The 17169-nt window shown below is 74.4% G+C and carries 5 protein-coding genes; 4 read left to right on the forward strand and 1 reads right to left on the reverse strand.

Annotation, left to right across the window (positions count from 1 at the left end; translation table 11 throughout):
- The coding region (locus IEZ00_RS36880) for an ABC transporter transmembrane domain-containing protein (RefSeq protein ID WP_268248784.1) at nt 1-1026 on the reverse strand (1026 nt) is incomplete at its 3' end.
- Nucleotides 1027-1160: 134 nt separating this feature from the next.
- On the opposite strand from IEZ00_RS36880, the gene IEZ00_RS20525 reads away from it, so the two are divergent.
- From IEZ00_RS20525 to IEZ00_RS20540, 4 genes are all read left to right on the forward strand, one after another.
- Nucleotides 1161-2486, forward strand: coding sequence for a lysine N(6)-hydroxylase/L-ornithine N(5)-oxygenase family protein (locus IEZ00_RS20525; RefSeq protein ID WP_189224921.1), 1326 nt, complete (start codon nt 1161-1163; stop codon nt 2484-2486).
- A gap of 67 nt (nt 2487-2553) precedes the next feature.
- Complete coding sequence (locus IEZ00_RS20530) at nt 2554-3558, forward strand: iron-siderophore ABC transporter substrate-binding protein (protein ID WP_189224922.1); 1005 nt, start codon at nt 2554-2556, stop codon at nt 3556-3558.
- Between the two features lie 87 nt (nt 3559-3645).
- Entirely contained in the window at nt 3646-16914 is a 13269-nt protein-coding gene (locus IEZ00_RS20535; RefSeq protein WP_189224923.1) for a non-ribosomal peptide synthetase, read from the forward strand.
- Nucleotides 16911-17108 (forward strand): MbtH family protein, encoded by a 198-nt coding sequence (locus tag IEZ00_RS20540; protein WP_189224924.1) that lies wholly within the window; start codon nt 16911-16913, stop codon nt 17106-17108. Before IEZ00_RS20535 ends, IEZ00_RS20540 begins: the two co-directional genes overlap by 4 nt.
- Nucleotides 17109-17169 lie beyond the last annotated feature (61 nt).

Here is a 17169-nt window from a genome sequence, read left to right on the forward strand (position 1 = left end):
GCGCAGCGTCCCCGACCGCACCCCGGACAGCCGCACGTGCCCGGCCACCGGCTCGGCCGGCGACGCGTGGCCCGGTGGCACGGCCGGGGGAGCGGCCAGCACCTCGCCGATCCGCGCGGCTGAGGCGCGGCCCTGGGCGAACAGCCCGTTGACCCAGGAGAACACCGACAGCGGCCACAGCAGGAACTGCGCCAGGCCCACCGCCGCGACCAGCTGGCCGACGGTGATCGCCCCGTCGGCGGCCAGCCTGCCGCCGACCAGCGCCACCACCGCCAGGAACACCCCGGTGACCGCGAGCATCGAGCCGTCCAACCAGGCCCGCGCCCGCGCCGCCCGCACCGCCGCGGCCATCGAGTCGCGGCTGGTGGCCCGGTACCGGTCGGCCGCGGCGTCCTCGGCGCCGATGCCCTTGAGCGCGCGCAGACCGGCCACCAGGTCGGCGGCCACGCCGGAGGCCAGCGCGGCGCGGTCCTGCTCGGCGTCGCTGCGCCGCTCCAGCGGCTTGCCCAGCAGGTGGGCCAGCACCAGCAGCAGGGGCGCGGCGACCAGCACCAGCAGCCCCAGCGGCAGCGAGACCCGCAGCAGCGCCACCGCGCCCACCAGCAGACCCGCCACCGCCGCGAACGCGGTGGGCAGCGCCAGGTTCACCGCGCCGACGCGCTGGGCGTCGGCGGTGGCGATGCTGGCCAGCTCGCCGGAGAGCCTGCCGCGCTGGGCGCCGCCGTCGGCGGCCAGCACCCGCTGGGCCAAACGGGTGCGCAGCTCGTGCGCGGCCCGGTGGGAGGCGCGCTCACTGGCCCGCAGGGAGAACCGGAAGCTGGTGGAGAGCACCAGGAACACCGCGCCGAGCACGGCGATCCAGCCGAGCAGCCGCCCGGTCGTGCCGGTGCCCACCGCTTCGTCGATGACCACGCCGATGAGCAGGGGGACCATCGCCTCGCCCGCTTGGTGCGCGGCGCCCAGGACCGAGGCGGCGGCCACGGATCGCCACTGCCCGGAGACGGCGTCCGACAGGACGGTTTTCACCCGACCACCTTCCCCTGTGCTCCAGGTGAGGTTAGCCTAACCGCAGAAGAGACCCGGCTCACTCCCCGACGCGTGCAACTTAGGTTAGGGTAACCAAAGTTTGATCACCCACTCGTCGCACCGATGGGACAGCCATGCCAGCACAGCCACCGGTTTTCGACCTACTCGGCGTCGGCTTCGGGCCCTCCAACCTGGCGCTGGCCGTCGCCGTCACCGAGTACAACGCCACCGCGGCCAAGGCGGACGTGGTGACCGCCCACTTCCTGGAGCGGCAGGAGGGCTTCGGCTGGCACCGGGGGATGCTGATCGACGACGCGACCATGCAGGTGTCCTTCCTCAAGGACCTCGTGACGCTGCGCAACCCCAACAGCTCCTTCAGCTTCCTCAGCTACCTGCACCACAAGGACCGCCTGCTCGACTTCGTCAACCACAAGAACCTGTTCCCCCTGCGGGTGGAGTTCCACGACTACTTCGAGTGGGCCGCCGAGCGGGTCGACGACCTGGTCTCCTACGGCCACGAGGTGGTGGCCGTGCGCCCGGTGGTCGAGGACGGCGTGGTCGCCTACTTCGACGTGGTCTCCCGCGTCGCGGGCGGCGAGCCGGAGGTGCGCCGCGCCCGCAACCTGGTGCTGGCCACCGGCCTGCGCGCCCACCTGCCCGAGGGCGTGCGGGCCACCGAGCGGGTGTGGCACAACAGCGAGTTCCTGCACCGCGTGCGAGCGCTGTCCGATCCCCGGCGGCTGGTCGTGGTCGGCGCGGGCCAGAGCGGCGCCGAGGTCGCCGCGCACCTGCACGAGCGCTTCCCCGACGCCGAGGTTTGCGCGGTGTTCGCCCGCTACGGCTACAGCCCGGCCGACGACAGCTCCTTCGCCAACCGGATCTTCGACCCGGCCGCGGTGGACGACTACTTCCAGGCGCCCGAGCAGGTCAAGCGCGCCCTGATGGCCTACCACGGCAACACCAACTACGCGGTGGTCGACAACGACCTGATCGCCGAGCTGTACCGGCGCGTCTACCGGGAGAAGGTGCTGGGCGCGCAGCGGCTGCGGCTGCTCAACGTCTCCAAGCTCGCCGAACTGGTGGACACCCCGGACGGGGTTCGGGTGACGGTGGAGTCGCTGACCAGCGGCGAGCGGGAGGTGCTCGACGCCGACGCGGTGGTGTTCGCCACCGGTTACCGCGAGGCCGACCCCACCGCCCTGCTGGGCGAGCTGGCCGCCAAGTGCCTGCGCGACGCGGGCGAGCGGCTGCGGGTGGGCCGCGACTACCGGCTGGGCACCACCGACGACGTGCTGGGCGGGATCTACCTGCAGGGGGGCACCGAGCACACGCACGGCATCTCGTCCTCGCTGCTGTCCAACACCGCCGTGCGGGTGGGGGAGATCCTCCAGTCCGTGCTCCACCACCGCGCGCCCGCGGTCCCCGCGCAGCACGAGTACGCCGTCAGCGCGCTTTCCTGAGGCAGCGGCGAGAACACCGGCAAGTCACCACGGCGCTCCGTCGCGCCTGGCGAAAGGGAACAACGACATGTCCACCAGGTCCAAGCTGACCGCCGTCGCGGCGGCCGCCGCGCTGGCGCTGACCGCCTGCGGGGGCGGCGACGCGGGCAGCGGCTCCGCGAGCACGACCGGCACCTCCTCGGGCGCCTTCCCCGTCTCGGTCGAGCACAAGTACGGCACCACCGAGATCAAGGCGGAGCCCACCAAGGTCGTCACCCTCGGCCTGTCCGACCAGGAGCCGGTGCTCGCGCTGGGCGTCAAGCCGGTGGGCGTGGTCGACTGGTTCAAGGAGCGGCCCTACGGCAACTGGCCGTGGACCAAGCAGCTGTGGGGCGACACCCAGCCCGAGATCGTCGGCGAGCGCGACGAGTACAACCTGGAGAAGGTCGCCGCGCTCAAGCCCGACCTGATCGTCGCGGTGTACTCGGGGATGAACCAGGAGCAGTACGACACCCTGTCCAAGATCGCCCCGGTGGTCGCGCAGCCCAAGGGGTTCGTCGACTACGGCGCCCCGTGGCAGGAGCAGACCAAGCACATCGCCAAGGCGCTGGGCAAGTCCGCCAAGGCGCAGGAGCTGATCGACGGCGTGGCCAAGCGGTTCGCCGACGCCAAGGCCGCGCACCCGGAGTGGTCGGGCAAGACCGTCGTGGTGGCCGACAGCTTCAAGCCGGGCGAGTACTCCGCGTTCGCCCCCACCGACCCGAAGGCCATCTTCATGCGGGAGCTGGGCTTCACGCTGGTCGACGAGATCGGCGCGCTGGCGGGTGAGCGGAACGTGGCGCAGTTCAGCGAGGAGCGCTTCGACCTGCTCGACGCCGACCGCCTGGTGTGGCTGACCTCCGACGTGGCCGCGCAGGAGCGGGTCAAGGCGGTGCCCGCCTACCAGCGGCTGGACGTGGTCACCGGCAAGCGCGACCTCTTCCTCACCTACATGGACCCGCCGATCGGCGCCGCCATGTCCTTCAACACGGTGTTGAGCGTGCCCTACGGCATCGACCAGGTCGTGCCGCTGCTGGAGCAGATCAAGAGCTGACCGGCGAAGGCCGGGGGTGGGGTGCCGACCGGGCACCCCACCCCCGGCGTGCGCGGGTGAGGAACGGACGAGCCGGAGAAGGTTGAGATGACGACCCTGCCACTGACCGCCGCCCAGCGCGGAGTCCGGCTGGCCCAGCAGTTGGAGCCGGACAACCCCGTCTACAACGTGGGCTGGTACCTCGACCTGCGCGGGCCGGTCGACTTCGGCAGGCTGGCCTCGGCGGTGCGCCAGGCCATCGCCGAGACCGGGGCGCTGCACGTCCGGTTCACCCGGCACGGGCAGCAGCCCGTGCCGGTCGCCACCGACCTCACCGACCTCGCCTTCGAGTCCTTCGCCGACGCGCGCGCCTGGATGGAGCGGGACCTCGCCCGGCTCGTCGACGTCGCCGAGGGGCCGATGTTCCACCACGCGCTGCTGCGCGTCGGCGCGGACCGCGTGCTGTGGTACCAGCGCTACCACCACCTGGTCATGGACGCGCGCGGCTGCGTCCTGCTCACCGAGCGCGCCCGCGACCTCTACGCCCGGCCCGACGAGCACCGCCCGCGACCGCTGGAAGTGCTCGTCGAGGCCGACCTGGCCTACCGGGACTCCCCGGCGCGCCAGGCGGACCGGGAGTTCTGGCACGCGCGGATGGCCGACCGGCCCGAGCCGGTCCGGCTGGTGCCGCGCGCCCACGGCCAGGCGCGCCGGGTCCTGCGGCGCACCGTCGAGCTGCCCGCCTCGCCGAACTCGCGGCAGGCCATCGCCGCCGTCGCCGCCTACGCGCACCGGGTCAGCGGCGCGCACGACGTCGTGCTCGGCCTGCCGGTCACCGGCCGCCTGGGCGAGGCCGACCGCACCACCCCCGGCATGGTCTCCACCGTGCTGCCGCTGCGGCTGACCGTGCGCCCGGAGGCCACCCTCGCCGAGCTGGCCGCCGACGCGGACCGGGAGATCCGGGCCGTGCTGCCGCACACCGCCTACCGGGGCGAGGACCTGGCCCGCGAGCTGGGCCTGCGCGACGGCATCGCGGAACTGGTCGGCCCCACCGTGAACTACCTCGGCTTCGGCCAGGGCCTGGTGTTCGAGGGCCTGGACACCGAGCTCAACGTGCTCTCCCACGGCCCGGTCAACGACCTGAGCACCTCGTTCGTGCGGCGCGTCGACGGCACGACGGCGATCACCTTCGAGGCCAACGCCGAGGTGTGCGCCGAGGCCGAGCTGGCCGAGCACGAGCGGCGCTTCCTGCGCGTGCTGGCCGCCGATCCGGACCGGCCGATCGCGCGGATCGACCTGGTCGACGCGGGGGAGCGCGCGGCGCTGCTGGAGATGGGCAGCTCGCCGCGCGAGGTGGAGGAGTTGACCTGGCCCGCCGCGTTCGAGCGGCAGGCCGCCCGCACCCCGGACGCGGTCGCGGTGGTCTGCGAGGACGAGCAGCTGACCTACGCCGAGCTCAACGCCGCGGCCAACCGGCTCGCCCGCGCCCTGCGCGCGGGCGGCGTGCGGGACGAGGACGTGGTGGGGGTGATGCTGCCCCGGTCGGTCGAGCTGGTGGTGGCGCTGCTGGCGGTGATGAAGGCGGGCGCGGCCTACCTGCCGCTGGACGCCGACCACCCGCGCGAGCGCGTCGCGGCCATGGTCGCCGACTCGGGCGCGGCGCTGGTGCTGACCCCGGAAACGCGGCTCGACCTGCCCGACGACGCGGGCGACCTCGGCCTGGACATCGGGCTGCACCAGGCCGCCTACGTCATCTACACCTCCGGTTCCACCGGCAGGCCCAAGGGCGTCGTGGTCACCCACGAGGGCATCGGCAGCCTGATCGCCACCGCGCTGGACCGCATCGGCATCACCCCCGACAGCCGCGTCGTGCAGTTCGCCTCGGTCGGGTTCGACGTGGCCGTCTGGGACCTGTGCATGTCGCTGTGCGTGGGCGGTACGGCGATCGTGGTGCCCTCGCACCGCCGCGTCGCGGGCCAGGAGCTGACCTCCTACGTCAACCACCACCGCGCCACCCACATGATCCTGCCGCCGTCGCTGGTGGCCGCGCTGCCGCCGGAGTGCGAGCTGCCCGAGGGCGCGGTGCTGGTGGTGGGCACCGAGACCGTGCCGACCGAGCTGATCGCCCGCTGGGCGCGCCGGATGCGCGTGGTCGCCGCCTACGGCCTGACCGAGGCCACCGTCAACTCCACGCTGTGGGCGGCGCGGCCGGACTGGACCGGCCCGGTGCCCATCGGCGTGCCGGACCCCAACACCCGCTGCTACGTGCTGGACTCCGCGCTGCGCCCGGTCCCGGTGGGCGTCGAGGGCGAGCTGTACGTGGGCGGGCGCGGCCTGGCGCGCGGCTACCTCGGTCAGTCCGCGCTGACCGCCGGGCGGTTCGTGGCCGACCCGTTCGGCGAGCCGGGATCGCGCATGTACCGCACCGGCGACCGGGCCCGCTGGCGCGCCGACGGCAACCTGGACTTCCTGGGCCGCGCCGACGGGCAGGTCAAGATCCGCGGCTTCCGGATCGAGCCCGGCGAGGTGGAGAGCACCCTGATGGGGCACCCGGACATCGCCCAGGCCGCGGTGCTGGTGCGCGAGGACCACCGCCGCGTCAAGCGCTTGGTGGCCTACGTCGTCGGCGGCGTGGACCCGGCCGCGGCGCGGGAGCACGCGGCCGCCGCGCTCCCGGAGTACATGGTGCCCTCGGTCGTGGTGCCGGTCGCGGGGCCGCTGCCGCTGACGCCCAACGGGAAGCTGGACCGCAAGGCGCTGCCCGAGCCGGACTGGACCGCGCTGGGCGGCGACGCCCCCGCCACCAACCCGACCGAGCGGGCGCTGGTCGACGCGATGGCGGCGGTGCTGGGCCTGACTCCCGGCGTGCACGACAACTTCTTCGAGCTGGGCGGCGACAGCATCGTCGCGACGCAGCTGGTGGCGCGCGCCCGCGAGGCCGGCCTGGTCATCACCCCGCGCGAGGTGTTCGAGCACCGCACGGTCGCCGCGCTGGCCGCCGTCGCGCGCGCCGTCGATCCCGCCGAGCATGTCCAGGTGGAGCTGGTCGACGCCGAGCTGCGCGCCGAGTTCGCCGGGCACGACGTGCTGCCCGCCGCGCCGCTGCAGGAGGGCTTCTTCTTCCACGCCCGCTTCGACACCGACGACTCCTACGTGGTGCAGGAGGTCCTGTCGCTGGGCAGGCCGGTCCGGCGGGACGAGGTGCAGGCCCTGCTGAACCGGCACCCCGCGCTGCGTGCCGGGTTCGCGCAGAGCGCGCGCGGCCGGGTCGTGCAGGTGATCCCCGAGTCGGCGCGGCTGCCGTGGCGCGAGTACGACGCCTGCACCGACCTGGAGGAGGTGCTGGCCGCCGAACGCGCGGACGGGTTCGACCTGGAGTGCCCGCCGTTGATGCGGGCCGCGGCGGTGGGCGACCGGTTGGTGCTCACGCTGCACCACATCCTGGTTGATGGCTGGTCGGTCGGCCTGCTGCGGCGGGAGCTGGACGGGCACCCGGTGGACGCGCCCGAGCACCGCGCGTACTTCACCTGGCTCGCGGGCCGCGACCGGGACGCCGCCCGCGCCGCGTGGCGCGCCGCTCTGTCCGATGTGGACGGACCGACCGTGCTCGTGGCCGCGCCGTCGGACCGGCACGCCCAGCACGGCGTCGTGCTGTCCGAGGAGGCGAGCGCGCGGCTGGTCGCCGCGGCGCGCGGGCGCGGCCTGACCCTGGGCAGCGTGCTGCACGGCGCGTGGGGGCTGCTGCTGGGCGGCCTGACCGGCCGCGCCGACGTGGTGTTCGGCAGCACGGTCGCGGGCCGCCCCGCCGAGGTGGCGGGCATCGAGTCGGCGGTCGGCCTGTTCATCAACACCGTGCCGGTGCGGCAGCGGTGGCGGGCCTCGGACACGCTGGCGGGCGCCTTCGCCCGGCTGCAGGACGAGCAGGCGGCGCTGCTGGAGCACCAGCACCTGGGCCTGGCGGAGATCCAGCGCGCGGCGGGCCACGGCGAGCTGTTCGACACCCTCGTGGTGGTGGAGAACTTCCCCGACGTGGTCACCGACGTCGAGGTGCGCGACCGGGTGCACTACCCGCTGGCGCTGGTGGTGCTGCCCGGCGAGCGGATCGAGCTGCGGCTCAAGCACCGCCTCCCCGACGACGAGGCGGCGCGGATCGCCGACCGCCTGGTGCGGCTGCTGGAGGCGTTCGCGGCCGACCCCGACCAGCCGGTGGTGGGCCTGGAACTGGTGTCGCGGGCCGAAGCCGAGTGGCTGGCCGCGCTCAACGCCACCCGCGCCGAGGTGCCCGAGGGCACGCTGGTCAGCCGCATCGCCGAGCAGACCGCCCGCACGCCGGACGCGGTGGCGGTGGTGTTCGAGGAGCACCGCCTGACCTACGCCGAGCTGGACCGGCGCTCCGACCTCCTGGCCCGCAGGCTGCGCGCGCGGGGCGCGGGGCAGGTCGTCGCCGTGGCCGTGCCGCGCTCGGCCGAGCTGGTGGTGGCGCTGCTGGGCGTGCTCAAGTCCGGCGCCGCCTACCTGCCGCTGGACCTGGACTACCCGGCCGACCGGATCGAGTTCATGCTCGCCGACTCCGGCGCCACCACCGTGGTGCGGCCGGAGGACTGCGCGGACCTCGACGCGCCGGACGCCGCGCTATCGGACGCGCAACCGGTCGCGCCGCGCCCGGACGACCCGGCCTACCTGATCTACACCTCCGGGTCCACCGGCCGCCCCAAGGGCGTGGTGGTCACCCACCGCGCCATCGTCAACCGGCTGGCGTGGATGCAGCACCGGTACGGCCTGGCCGCCGACGACCGCGTGCTGCAGAAGACGCCGTCGAGCTTCGACGTGTCGGTGTGGGAGTTCTTCTGGCCGCTGTGCCAGGGCGCGGCCGTCGTGCTGGCCCGGCCCGACGGCCACCGCGACCCGGCCTACCTGGCCGAGCTGGTGCGCGCTCAGCGGATCACCACGCTGCACTTCGTGCCGTCGATGCTGGCGGCCTTCCTCGGCGTGCCCGAGGTGCTGGACGACCCGGCGTGGTCGGTGAGCCTGCGCCGGGCGTTCAGCAGCGGCGAGGCGCTGACCGGGGAGGTGGCGGCCCGGTGGCGCGAGCTGACCGGCGTGCCGCTGCACAACCTCTACGGCCCCACCGAGGCCGCGGTGGACGTGACGCACTTCGAGCACGACGGCGCGCCCGAGGTGTCCGTGCCGATCGGCCACCCGGTGTGGAACACCGAGCTGCACGTGCTGGACCCGTTCCTGCGGCAGGTCCCGGCCGGGGTGCCCGGCGAGCTGTACCTGGCGGGCGTCCAGCTGGCGCGCGGCTACCACGGCAGGCCCGCGCTGACCGCCGAGCGGTTCGTGGCCAACCCGTTCGGCCCGCCGGGCTCCCGGATGTACCGCACCGGCGACCTGGTCCTGCGCCGCGCCGACGGCGCCCTGGTCTACCTGGGGCGCACCGACCGCCAGGTCAAGGTGCGCGGCAACCGGATCGAGCTGGGCGAGGTCGAGGCCGCGCTGCGCGGGCAGCCCGGCGTGGCCCGCGCCGCGGTGATAGCGCGGGACAACCAGCTGCTGGCCTACGTCACGCCCGAGGACGTGGACCTGACCGCGGTGCGCGCGGGCATCGCCGAGGCGCTGCCCGCCGCGATGACCCCGCACGCGCTCGTGGCGCTGGCCGAACTCCCGCTGACCCCCAGCGGGAAGCTGGACCACAACGCGCTGCCCGCGCCCGCCGCCGCGCCCGCCCAGCGCCGAGCACCGGTCACCGAGCGGGAGCGCGTCCTGTGCGGGATCGTCGCCGATGTGCTCGGCGCGCCCGAGATCGGCGTGGACGACGACTTCTTCGCGCTCGGTGGCGACAGCATCACCTCCATCGCGGTGTCCACCCGCGCTCGCAGGGCGGGCGTGGAGATCAGCCCGCGCGACGTGTTCGAGCTGCGCACCGTCGCCGCGCTGGCCGCGCTGCGGGTCGACACCGCCGAGGTCGACCACGACGCGCCGCTGCTGGAGCTGACCGACCAGCAGCGGCGGGCGCTGCCGCCGCACGAGGACGCCTGGCCGCTGTCGCCGTTGCAGGAGGGTCTGTTCTTCCACTCCAGCTACGACACCGGGGCGCTGGACGTCTACCTGTCGCAGGAGACGATGGACTTCGCCGCGCGGCTGGACCTGGACCGGCTGCGCCGCGCGGGCGACGCCCTGCTGGCGGGCAACCCCAGCCTGCGCGCCGGGTTCACCAGCGACGGCGTGCCCGCGCCGGTGCAGTTCATCGCCCCTGCCCCGGAGATCCCGCTGCGCGAGGTGGCGGTCGCCGACGAGGCCGAGGTGGCCGCCCTGCTGGCCGCCGACCGCCGCGAGCGGTTCGACCTGGCCGCCCCGCCGCTGTTCCGGTTCCTGGTGCTGCGCCTGCCCGACGGCCGCGACCGCCTGGTCATCACCCACCACCTGATCCTGTGGGACGGCTGGTCGGCGTGGCTGTTCCTGGCGCGGCTGCTGGAGCTCTACCGCGACCCGGAGGCGCCGCTGCCCGCGTCCGGCTCCTACCGCGACTACCTGGCGTGGCTGGCCCGCCAGGACCACGACGCCGCGCTGGCGGCGTGGCGCGCCGCGCTGTCCGGCCTGGCCGAGCCGACCCTGGTCGCCCCGGTCGACCGCACCCGCGAGCCGGTCATCCCGGCCGAGTCCCACGCCGACCTGCCGGTGGCGCTGACCGACCGGCTGCGCGAGCGCGCCCGCGCCCACGGCGTCACCGCCAACGCCCTGTTCACCGTCGCCTGGGCGCTGGTGCTGGCCGCCCAGGTCGGGCGGGACGACGTGGTGTTCGGCACCGCCGTCGCGGGCCGACCGGTCGAGGTCGACGGCGTCGAGGACGTCATCGGCATGTTCCTCAACACCATCCCCACCCGCATCGCCGTCGACCCGCGCGAGACCGTGCTGGAGCTGCTGCGGCGCGTGCAGTCCGAGCGCACCGCGCTGATGTCCTACGAACACGTGGGCCTGGGCGAGATCCAGCGGGAGAGCGGGCACCGGCAGCTGTTCGACACGCTGTTCGTGCTGCGCACCGGCGACGGCGAGGAACGGCTCGCCGAACTGGGCCGGGCGCACGGCGTGCTCGACGTGTCCAACGTGGACGGCACGCACTTCCCGCTCACCCTCATCATCACCCCCGGCGAGCGCACCCGCGTGACGCTGGCCGCGCGGCCGGACCTGTTCGCCGCCGAGGCCGCGAGCGCCGTCCTGGCCCGCTACACCACCGTGCTGCAACGGCTGGTCGACCGGCCGGAAGCGCCGCTGGGCGCGCTGGACGTGCTGCCGGAGCACGAGCGCGCCGCGCTGGAAGCCGAGTGGGACGCCAGCGCCAACCCCGTGGTCGACCTCACCATCGCCGAGATGCTGGCCGCGCAGGCCGAGCGCACCCCCGACGAGACCGCGCTGGTCTTCGGCGAGCAGCGGCTGACCTACGCCGAACTGCAACGGCGCGTCGACCACCTGGCCGCCGTGCTGCGCGACCGCGGCGCGGGCCCGGAGCGGGTGGTGGCGCTGGCGCTGCCGCGCTCCGTGGAGATGGTGGTGGCGCTGTTCGCGGTGCTGCGCACCGGGGCCGCCTACCTGCCGCTGGACCTGGACCACCCGGCCGACCGGCTGCGGATGATGGTGGAGGACACCCGGCCGCTGTGCGTGCTGTCCACCGCGTCGGTCGGGCTGGTGCCCGACGCGCTGTGCGTGGAGGACCTGCCGCCCGCGCCCGAGGTGACCGAGTGGCCGCGCTTCTCCCTGGAGCACCCGGCCTACGTCATCTACACCTCCGGGTCCACCGGGCGGCCCAAGGGCGTGGTCACCCCGTACCGGGGGCTGACCAACATGCAGCTCAACCACCAGCGGGCGATCTTCGCACCCGCCATCGCCGCGGCGGGCGGGCGCAGGCTGCGCATCGCGCACACCGTGTCCTTCGCCTTCGACATGTCCTGGGAAGAGCTGCTGTGGCTGGTGGAGGGCCACGAGGTGCACATCTGCGACGAGGAGCTGCGGCGCGACGCCGCCGCGCTGGTCGCCTACTGCGACGAGCACCGGGTCGACGTGGTCAACGTGACGCCGACCTACGCGCAGCTGCTGATCGAGGAAGGGCTGTTGGAAGGGCACGTGCCCGCGCTGGTGCTGCTGGGCGGCGAAGCCGTGCCGGACTCGGTGTGGCGGCGGCTGCGCGACACCCCCGGCACCTACGGCTACAACCTCTACGGTCCCACCGAGTACACGATCAACACCCTCGGCGCGTCCACACAGGACAGTGAGACGCCGACCGTGGGCAAGGCGATCTGGAACACCCGCGCCTACGTGCTGGACGCGCACCTGCGCCCGGTGCCGCCCGGCGCGCCCGGCGAGCTCTACATCGCCGGTGTCGGCCTGGCGCGCGGCTACCACGACCGGTTCGCGCTCACCGCCGAGCGGTTCGTGGCCGACCCCTACGGCCCGCCCGGCTCGCGCATGTACCGCACGGGCGACCTGGTGCGCGCCCGCGCCGACGGCAACCTGGACTTCCTGGGCCGCACCGACGACCAGGTCAAGATCCGCGGCTACCGGGTGGAGCTGGGCGAGGTCGAGGCCGCGCTGGCGGGCCAGGACGGCGTCACCCACGCCGCCGTGGTGGTCGACGCGGGTCCGGGCGGGGTGAAGCGGCTCATCGGCTACGTCGTGTCCGAGGTCGACCCGGCGGTGCTCAAGGAGCGCCTGAAGGCCGCACTGCCGGACTACATGGTGCCCGCCGCGATCATGCCGGTGGACGCGCTGCCGCTGACCGTCAACGGCAAGCTGGACGTGCGGGCGCTGCCCGCGCCGGTGGTGACCGGCGCGACCGCCTCGCGCGCGGCGGCCACCCGCGCCGAAGAGGTGCTGTGCGGGCTGTTCGCCGAGGTGCTGGGCGTGGCCTCGGTCGGCGTGGACGACAACTTCTTCGACCTGGGCGGCCACTCGCTGCTGGCCACCCGGCTGGTCAGCCGGGCCCGCACCGCGCTGGGCGCGGAACTGGCCATCCGCGACCTGTTCGACGCGCCGACCGTGGCCGAGCTGGCGGCCCGCGCGGGCGGCGCGCCGTCGTCGCGGCCGGTGCTGCGGCCGGTCGAGCGCCCCGAGGAGCTGCCGCTGTCGCACGCGCAGCAGCGGCTGTGGCTCATCCAGCAGATGGAGCAGACCTCGGCGGCCTACAACTTCCCGCTGGTGTTCCGGCTGCACGGCGACCTGGACGTGCCCGCGCTGCGCGCCGCGTTCGGCGACGTCGTGGCACGGCACGAGGCGCTGCGCACCGTGTTCGGCGAGCGGGACGGCGTGCCGTTCCAGCGGGTGCTGCCGGAGGCCGAACCCGTCGTGGTGGTGCGCGAGGCCACCGAGGACGAGGTGCCCGCCATCGTCGCGGGCGAGGTGGACCGGCCGTTCGACCTGAGCGCCGAGCTGCCGCTGCGGGTGACCGTGGCGCGCCTGGCCGAGGACCGGCACCTGGTCGTCGTGCTGCTGCACCACATCACCACCGACGAGTGGTCGGACCGGCCGTTCCTGCGCGACCTCGCCGAGGCGTACCGCGCCCGCCGCGCCGGACGCGCTCCACAGTGGACAGAGCTGCCCGTGCAGTACGCCGACTACACGGTGTGGCAGCGGGAGCTGCTCGACGTGGTGGGCGAGGACCAGCTGGCGTACTGGGAACGCGCGCTGGCGGGCGCACCGGAGGAGCTGGAGCTGCCCACCGACCGCCCCCGCCCCGCACGGCCGTCCTTCCGCGGCGCGGACCTGGAGATCGCGTTCGACGACGAGTTGTGCGGGCAGGTGCGGGCGCTGGCGCAGTCGACGGGCGCGAGCACCTTCATGGTGCTGCAGGCGGCCGTGGCCGCCCTGCTGAGCAGGCTGGGCGCGGGCGAGGACGTCCCGCTGGGCGCGCCGATCGCGGGCCGCACCGACGAGGCGCTCGACGAGCTGGTCGGCTTCTTCGTCAACACCCTGGTGCTGCGCGCCGACCTGACCGGCGACCCGAGCTTCGCCGAGCTGGTGGCGCGGGTGAAGGAGACCAGCCTCGCCGCGTTCTCCCACCAGGACGTGCCCTTCGAGGCGGTGGTGGACCGGCTCAACCCGGTCCGCTCGGCCGCGCGCAACCCGCTGTTCCAGGTCATGGTCGGCTACCACAGCCGGGGCGGCGACGCCTTCGCCCTCGACGGCCTGGCCGTCCAGTGGCAGGAGCACCGGACCACCACGGCCAAGTTCGACCTGGTGTTCAGCTTCACCGAGCACGTCGACGGCCCGATCGGCTGCCGCCTGGAGTACGCCACCGACCTGTTCGACCGGGACACCGCCGAGCGCCTGGGACAGCGGCTGATTGCGCTGCTGCGCGCCGTGCTGGCCGACCGGGACGCCCCGGTCGGCGCGGTGGACCTGCTGACCGACGACGAGCGCCGCCGGGTGGTGGAGGAGTTCAACGACACCGCCCGCGCGGTGCCCGAGGAGACCTTCACCGCCCTGTTCGCCCGCCGCGTGGCGGAGCGGCCGGACGCGGTCGCGGTGGTCGACCGCGCCCGCTCGGTCGGCTACCGCGCGCTGGACGCGCGGTCCAACCGCATCGCCCGGCTGCTGGCCGCGCGCGGCATCGGCCGGGAGTCGGTGGTGGGCGTGGCGGTGCCCAAGTCGGCGGACATGGTGGCGACCGTGCTCGCGGTGCTCAAGCTCGGCGCGGCCTACCTGCCGCTGGACCTGTCCCACCCGGCCGACCGGATCGCCTACATGATCGAGGACTCGGCCGCCGCGCTGGTGGTCACCACCACCGACGCGCCGGTGCCCGCCGACGCGCTGCTGCTGGACTCCCCGGAGGTGGTCGCGGAACTGGCCGCTCTCGACGAGTCCGCCGTGGACGCCGGTCCGCAGGGCTTGGACTCGGCGATGTACGTCATCTACACCTCCGGCTCCACCGGCCGCCCCAAGGGCGTGGTCGTGCCGCACGAGGGCATCGCCAGCCTGGTGGCCACCGCGGTCGACCGGATGGGCCTGACCGCCGACAGCCGGGTGCTGCACTTCGCCTCGGTCGGCTTCGACGTGTCGGTGTTCGAGCTGGCCATGGCCCTGTGCGGGGGCGGGCGGCTGGTGCTGGCCCCCGAGGAGGTGCGGGTGGCGGGCCCGGCGCTGACCGACTTCCTGCGCGAGCGCCGGATCACGCACATGATCCTGCCGCCGTCGCTGGTCTCCGCGCTGCCCCCGGACTGCGAGCTGCCCGAGGGCTCCACGATCCTGGTCGGCACCGAGACCGTGCCGCCGGACGTCATCGGCCGCTGGGCCGGGCGGCTGAACCTGCTGGCCGCCTACGGCCTGACCGAGGCCACGGTCAACTCCACGCTGTGGAAGGCCCGACCCGGCTGGGACACCGCGGTGCCCATCGGCGTCCCCGACCCCAACACCACGGTCTACGTGCTGGACGCGCGCCTGCGCCCGGTGCCGCCCGGCGTGGTGGGGGAGCTGTACGTGTCCGGGCGCGGTCTGGCCCGCGGGTACCTCAACCGGCCTGGCCTGACCGCGGAGCGGTTCATCGCCTCGCCGTTCGGCCCGCCCGGCGCGCGCATGTACCGCACCGGCGACCGGGCCCGCTGGCGCGCCGACGGCAACCTGGACTTCCTGGGGCGGGTGGACACCCAGGTCAAGATCCGCGGCTTCCGCGTCGAGCTGGGCGAGATCGAGGCCGCCCTGGCCAGGCACCCGGACGTGGCTCAGGCCGCCGTGGTGGCCGACCGCGAGGGCGACATCACCCGCCTGGTCGGCTACGTCGTCGGCGCCACCGAGGACGACCTGCGCTCGTTCGCGGCCGAGCGGCTGCCCGAGTACATGGTGCCCGCGACTATCGTCCAGCTCGACGGGCCGCTGCCGCTGACCCCCAACGGCAAGCTCGACCGCAAGGCGCTGCCCAAGCCGGACTGGTCGGCGCTGACCGGCGACGACCGGCCGGTCACCCCGGAGCAGAAGGCCATCGCGGAGCTGTTCGCCGAAGTCCTCGGGGTCTCGCCGGGCATCCACGACGACTTCTTCTCCCTGGGCGGGCACTCGATGGCGTCCATGCGCCTGGTCGGCAAGATCCGCGCGGTCTTCGGCGTGGACCTGGCGCTGCGCGACGTGTTCGACTCGCCGACCGTCGCGGGCCTGGCGGGCAGGCTCTCCGGCGCGTCCTCGCGCCGCCCCCGGCTGCGCCGCTTCGACCGCCCGGTGGACCTGCCGGTGGCCCCCGTGCAGCGCGGCCGGGGCGGCACGCGCTGGGACCACGCGCTGGCGCTGCGCGCGGCCGAGCCGTTCGACGTGCCCGCCTTGACCGCCGCCCACGCCGACGTGGTGGCCCGCCACGAGCCGCTGCGCACCGTGGTGCACGGCGGCCTGCAACGGCCCGTCGCCGCGCCACCGCTGGAAGTCGTGCGCGTCGACGTGCTCGACGACGCCCTGACCGCGTTCGCGCAGGAGGATGTGGACCTGTCCGCGCACCCGCCCGTCCGCGCCCGGCTGGTCGTGGACGCGGGCGGCGCGCAGGCGCTCCTGCTGACCATGCACTACCTGGCGGTGGACGAGTGGTCGGTGGTGCCGCTGTTCCGCGACCTCCAGCACGCCTACGCCGCGCGCCGCGCGGGCGAGGCCCCCACGTGGGCCGACCTGCCGGTGAACTACGCGGACTACACGCTGTGGGCGAGCGAGGTCGTCGAGGCGGTGGGGGAGGAGCAGCGCGCGTACTGGCGGGAGGTGCTGCGCGACCTGCCCAAGCTGCCGCTGCCCTACCGGGGACCGTGGCGGGCCGGTCCGTACCGGGCCGACACCATCGCGCTGGAGCTGCCCGCCGACCTGCACGAGGCGATCGACCGCCTGGCCGCCTCCACCGGCACCAGCATGTTCATGGTGGTCCAAGCGGCGCTGGCGGCGGTGCTCAGCCGGTACGGCACGGACATCCCCATCGGCGCGCTCGCCGCCGGGCGGGGCGAGGAGGCGCTGGCCGACCTGGTGGGCTCGTTCGCCACGACGGTGGTGCTGCGCACCGACACCGCGGGCGAGCCCGGCTACACCGAGCTGCTGTCCCGAGTCCGCGCCACCAACCTGGCCGCGCTGGACCACGCCGACGTGCCGCTGGACGTCACGCCGCAGGTCCTGCTGATCCACCACGAGAAGGCGGTGTTGTCCACTTTGGATGGTGGGGTCGGCGTCCTCGACGCCGTGCCGACCGGGACGACGCCCGCCGAGCTGGCGCTGAGCTTCTACGAACCGCAGGGCGACGGTCCGGTGCCCTGCTACCTGGTCTACGCCACCGAGTTGTTCGACCGCACGACCGCACAGCGGTGGGCGGACGCGCTGCACGAGGAGCTGCGCGCGGCGACCGCCGACCCCGACAGGAGGATCACCCCATGACCAACCCCTTCGACGACCCCGACGGCCGCTTCCACGTGCTGGTCAACGACGAGGAGCAGCACTCGCTGTGGCCGTCGTTCGCCGATGTCCCGGCGGGCTGGCGGGCGGTGTTCGGGCCGGACACGCGCGAGGCGTGCGCGGCGTACGTGGAGCAGCACTGGACCGACCTGCGCCCCCTGAGCCTGCGCGAGTGACGTTCGCCCCGCCCCCCCGCGAGTCGAACCCCAGGACACCGCGAACTGAGCGTTCGGACAC

This window comes from Saccharothrix coeruleofusca (assembly GCF_014648515.1).
In the GTDB taxonomy this organism is placed as follows: domain Bacteria; phylum Actinomycetota; class Actinomycetes; order Mycobacteriales; family Pseudonocardiaceae; genus Actinosynnema; species Actinosynnema coeruleofuscum.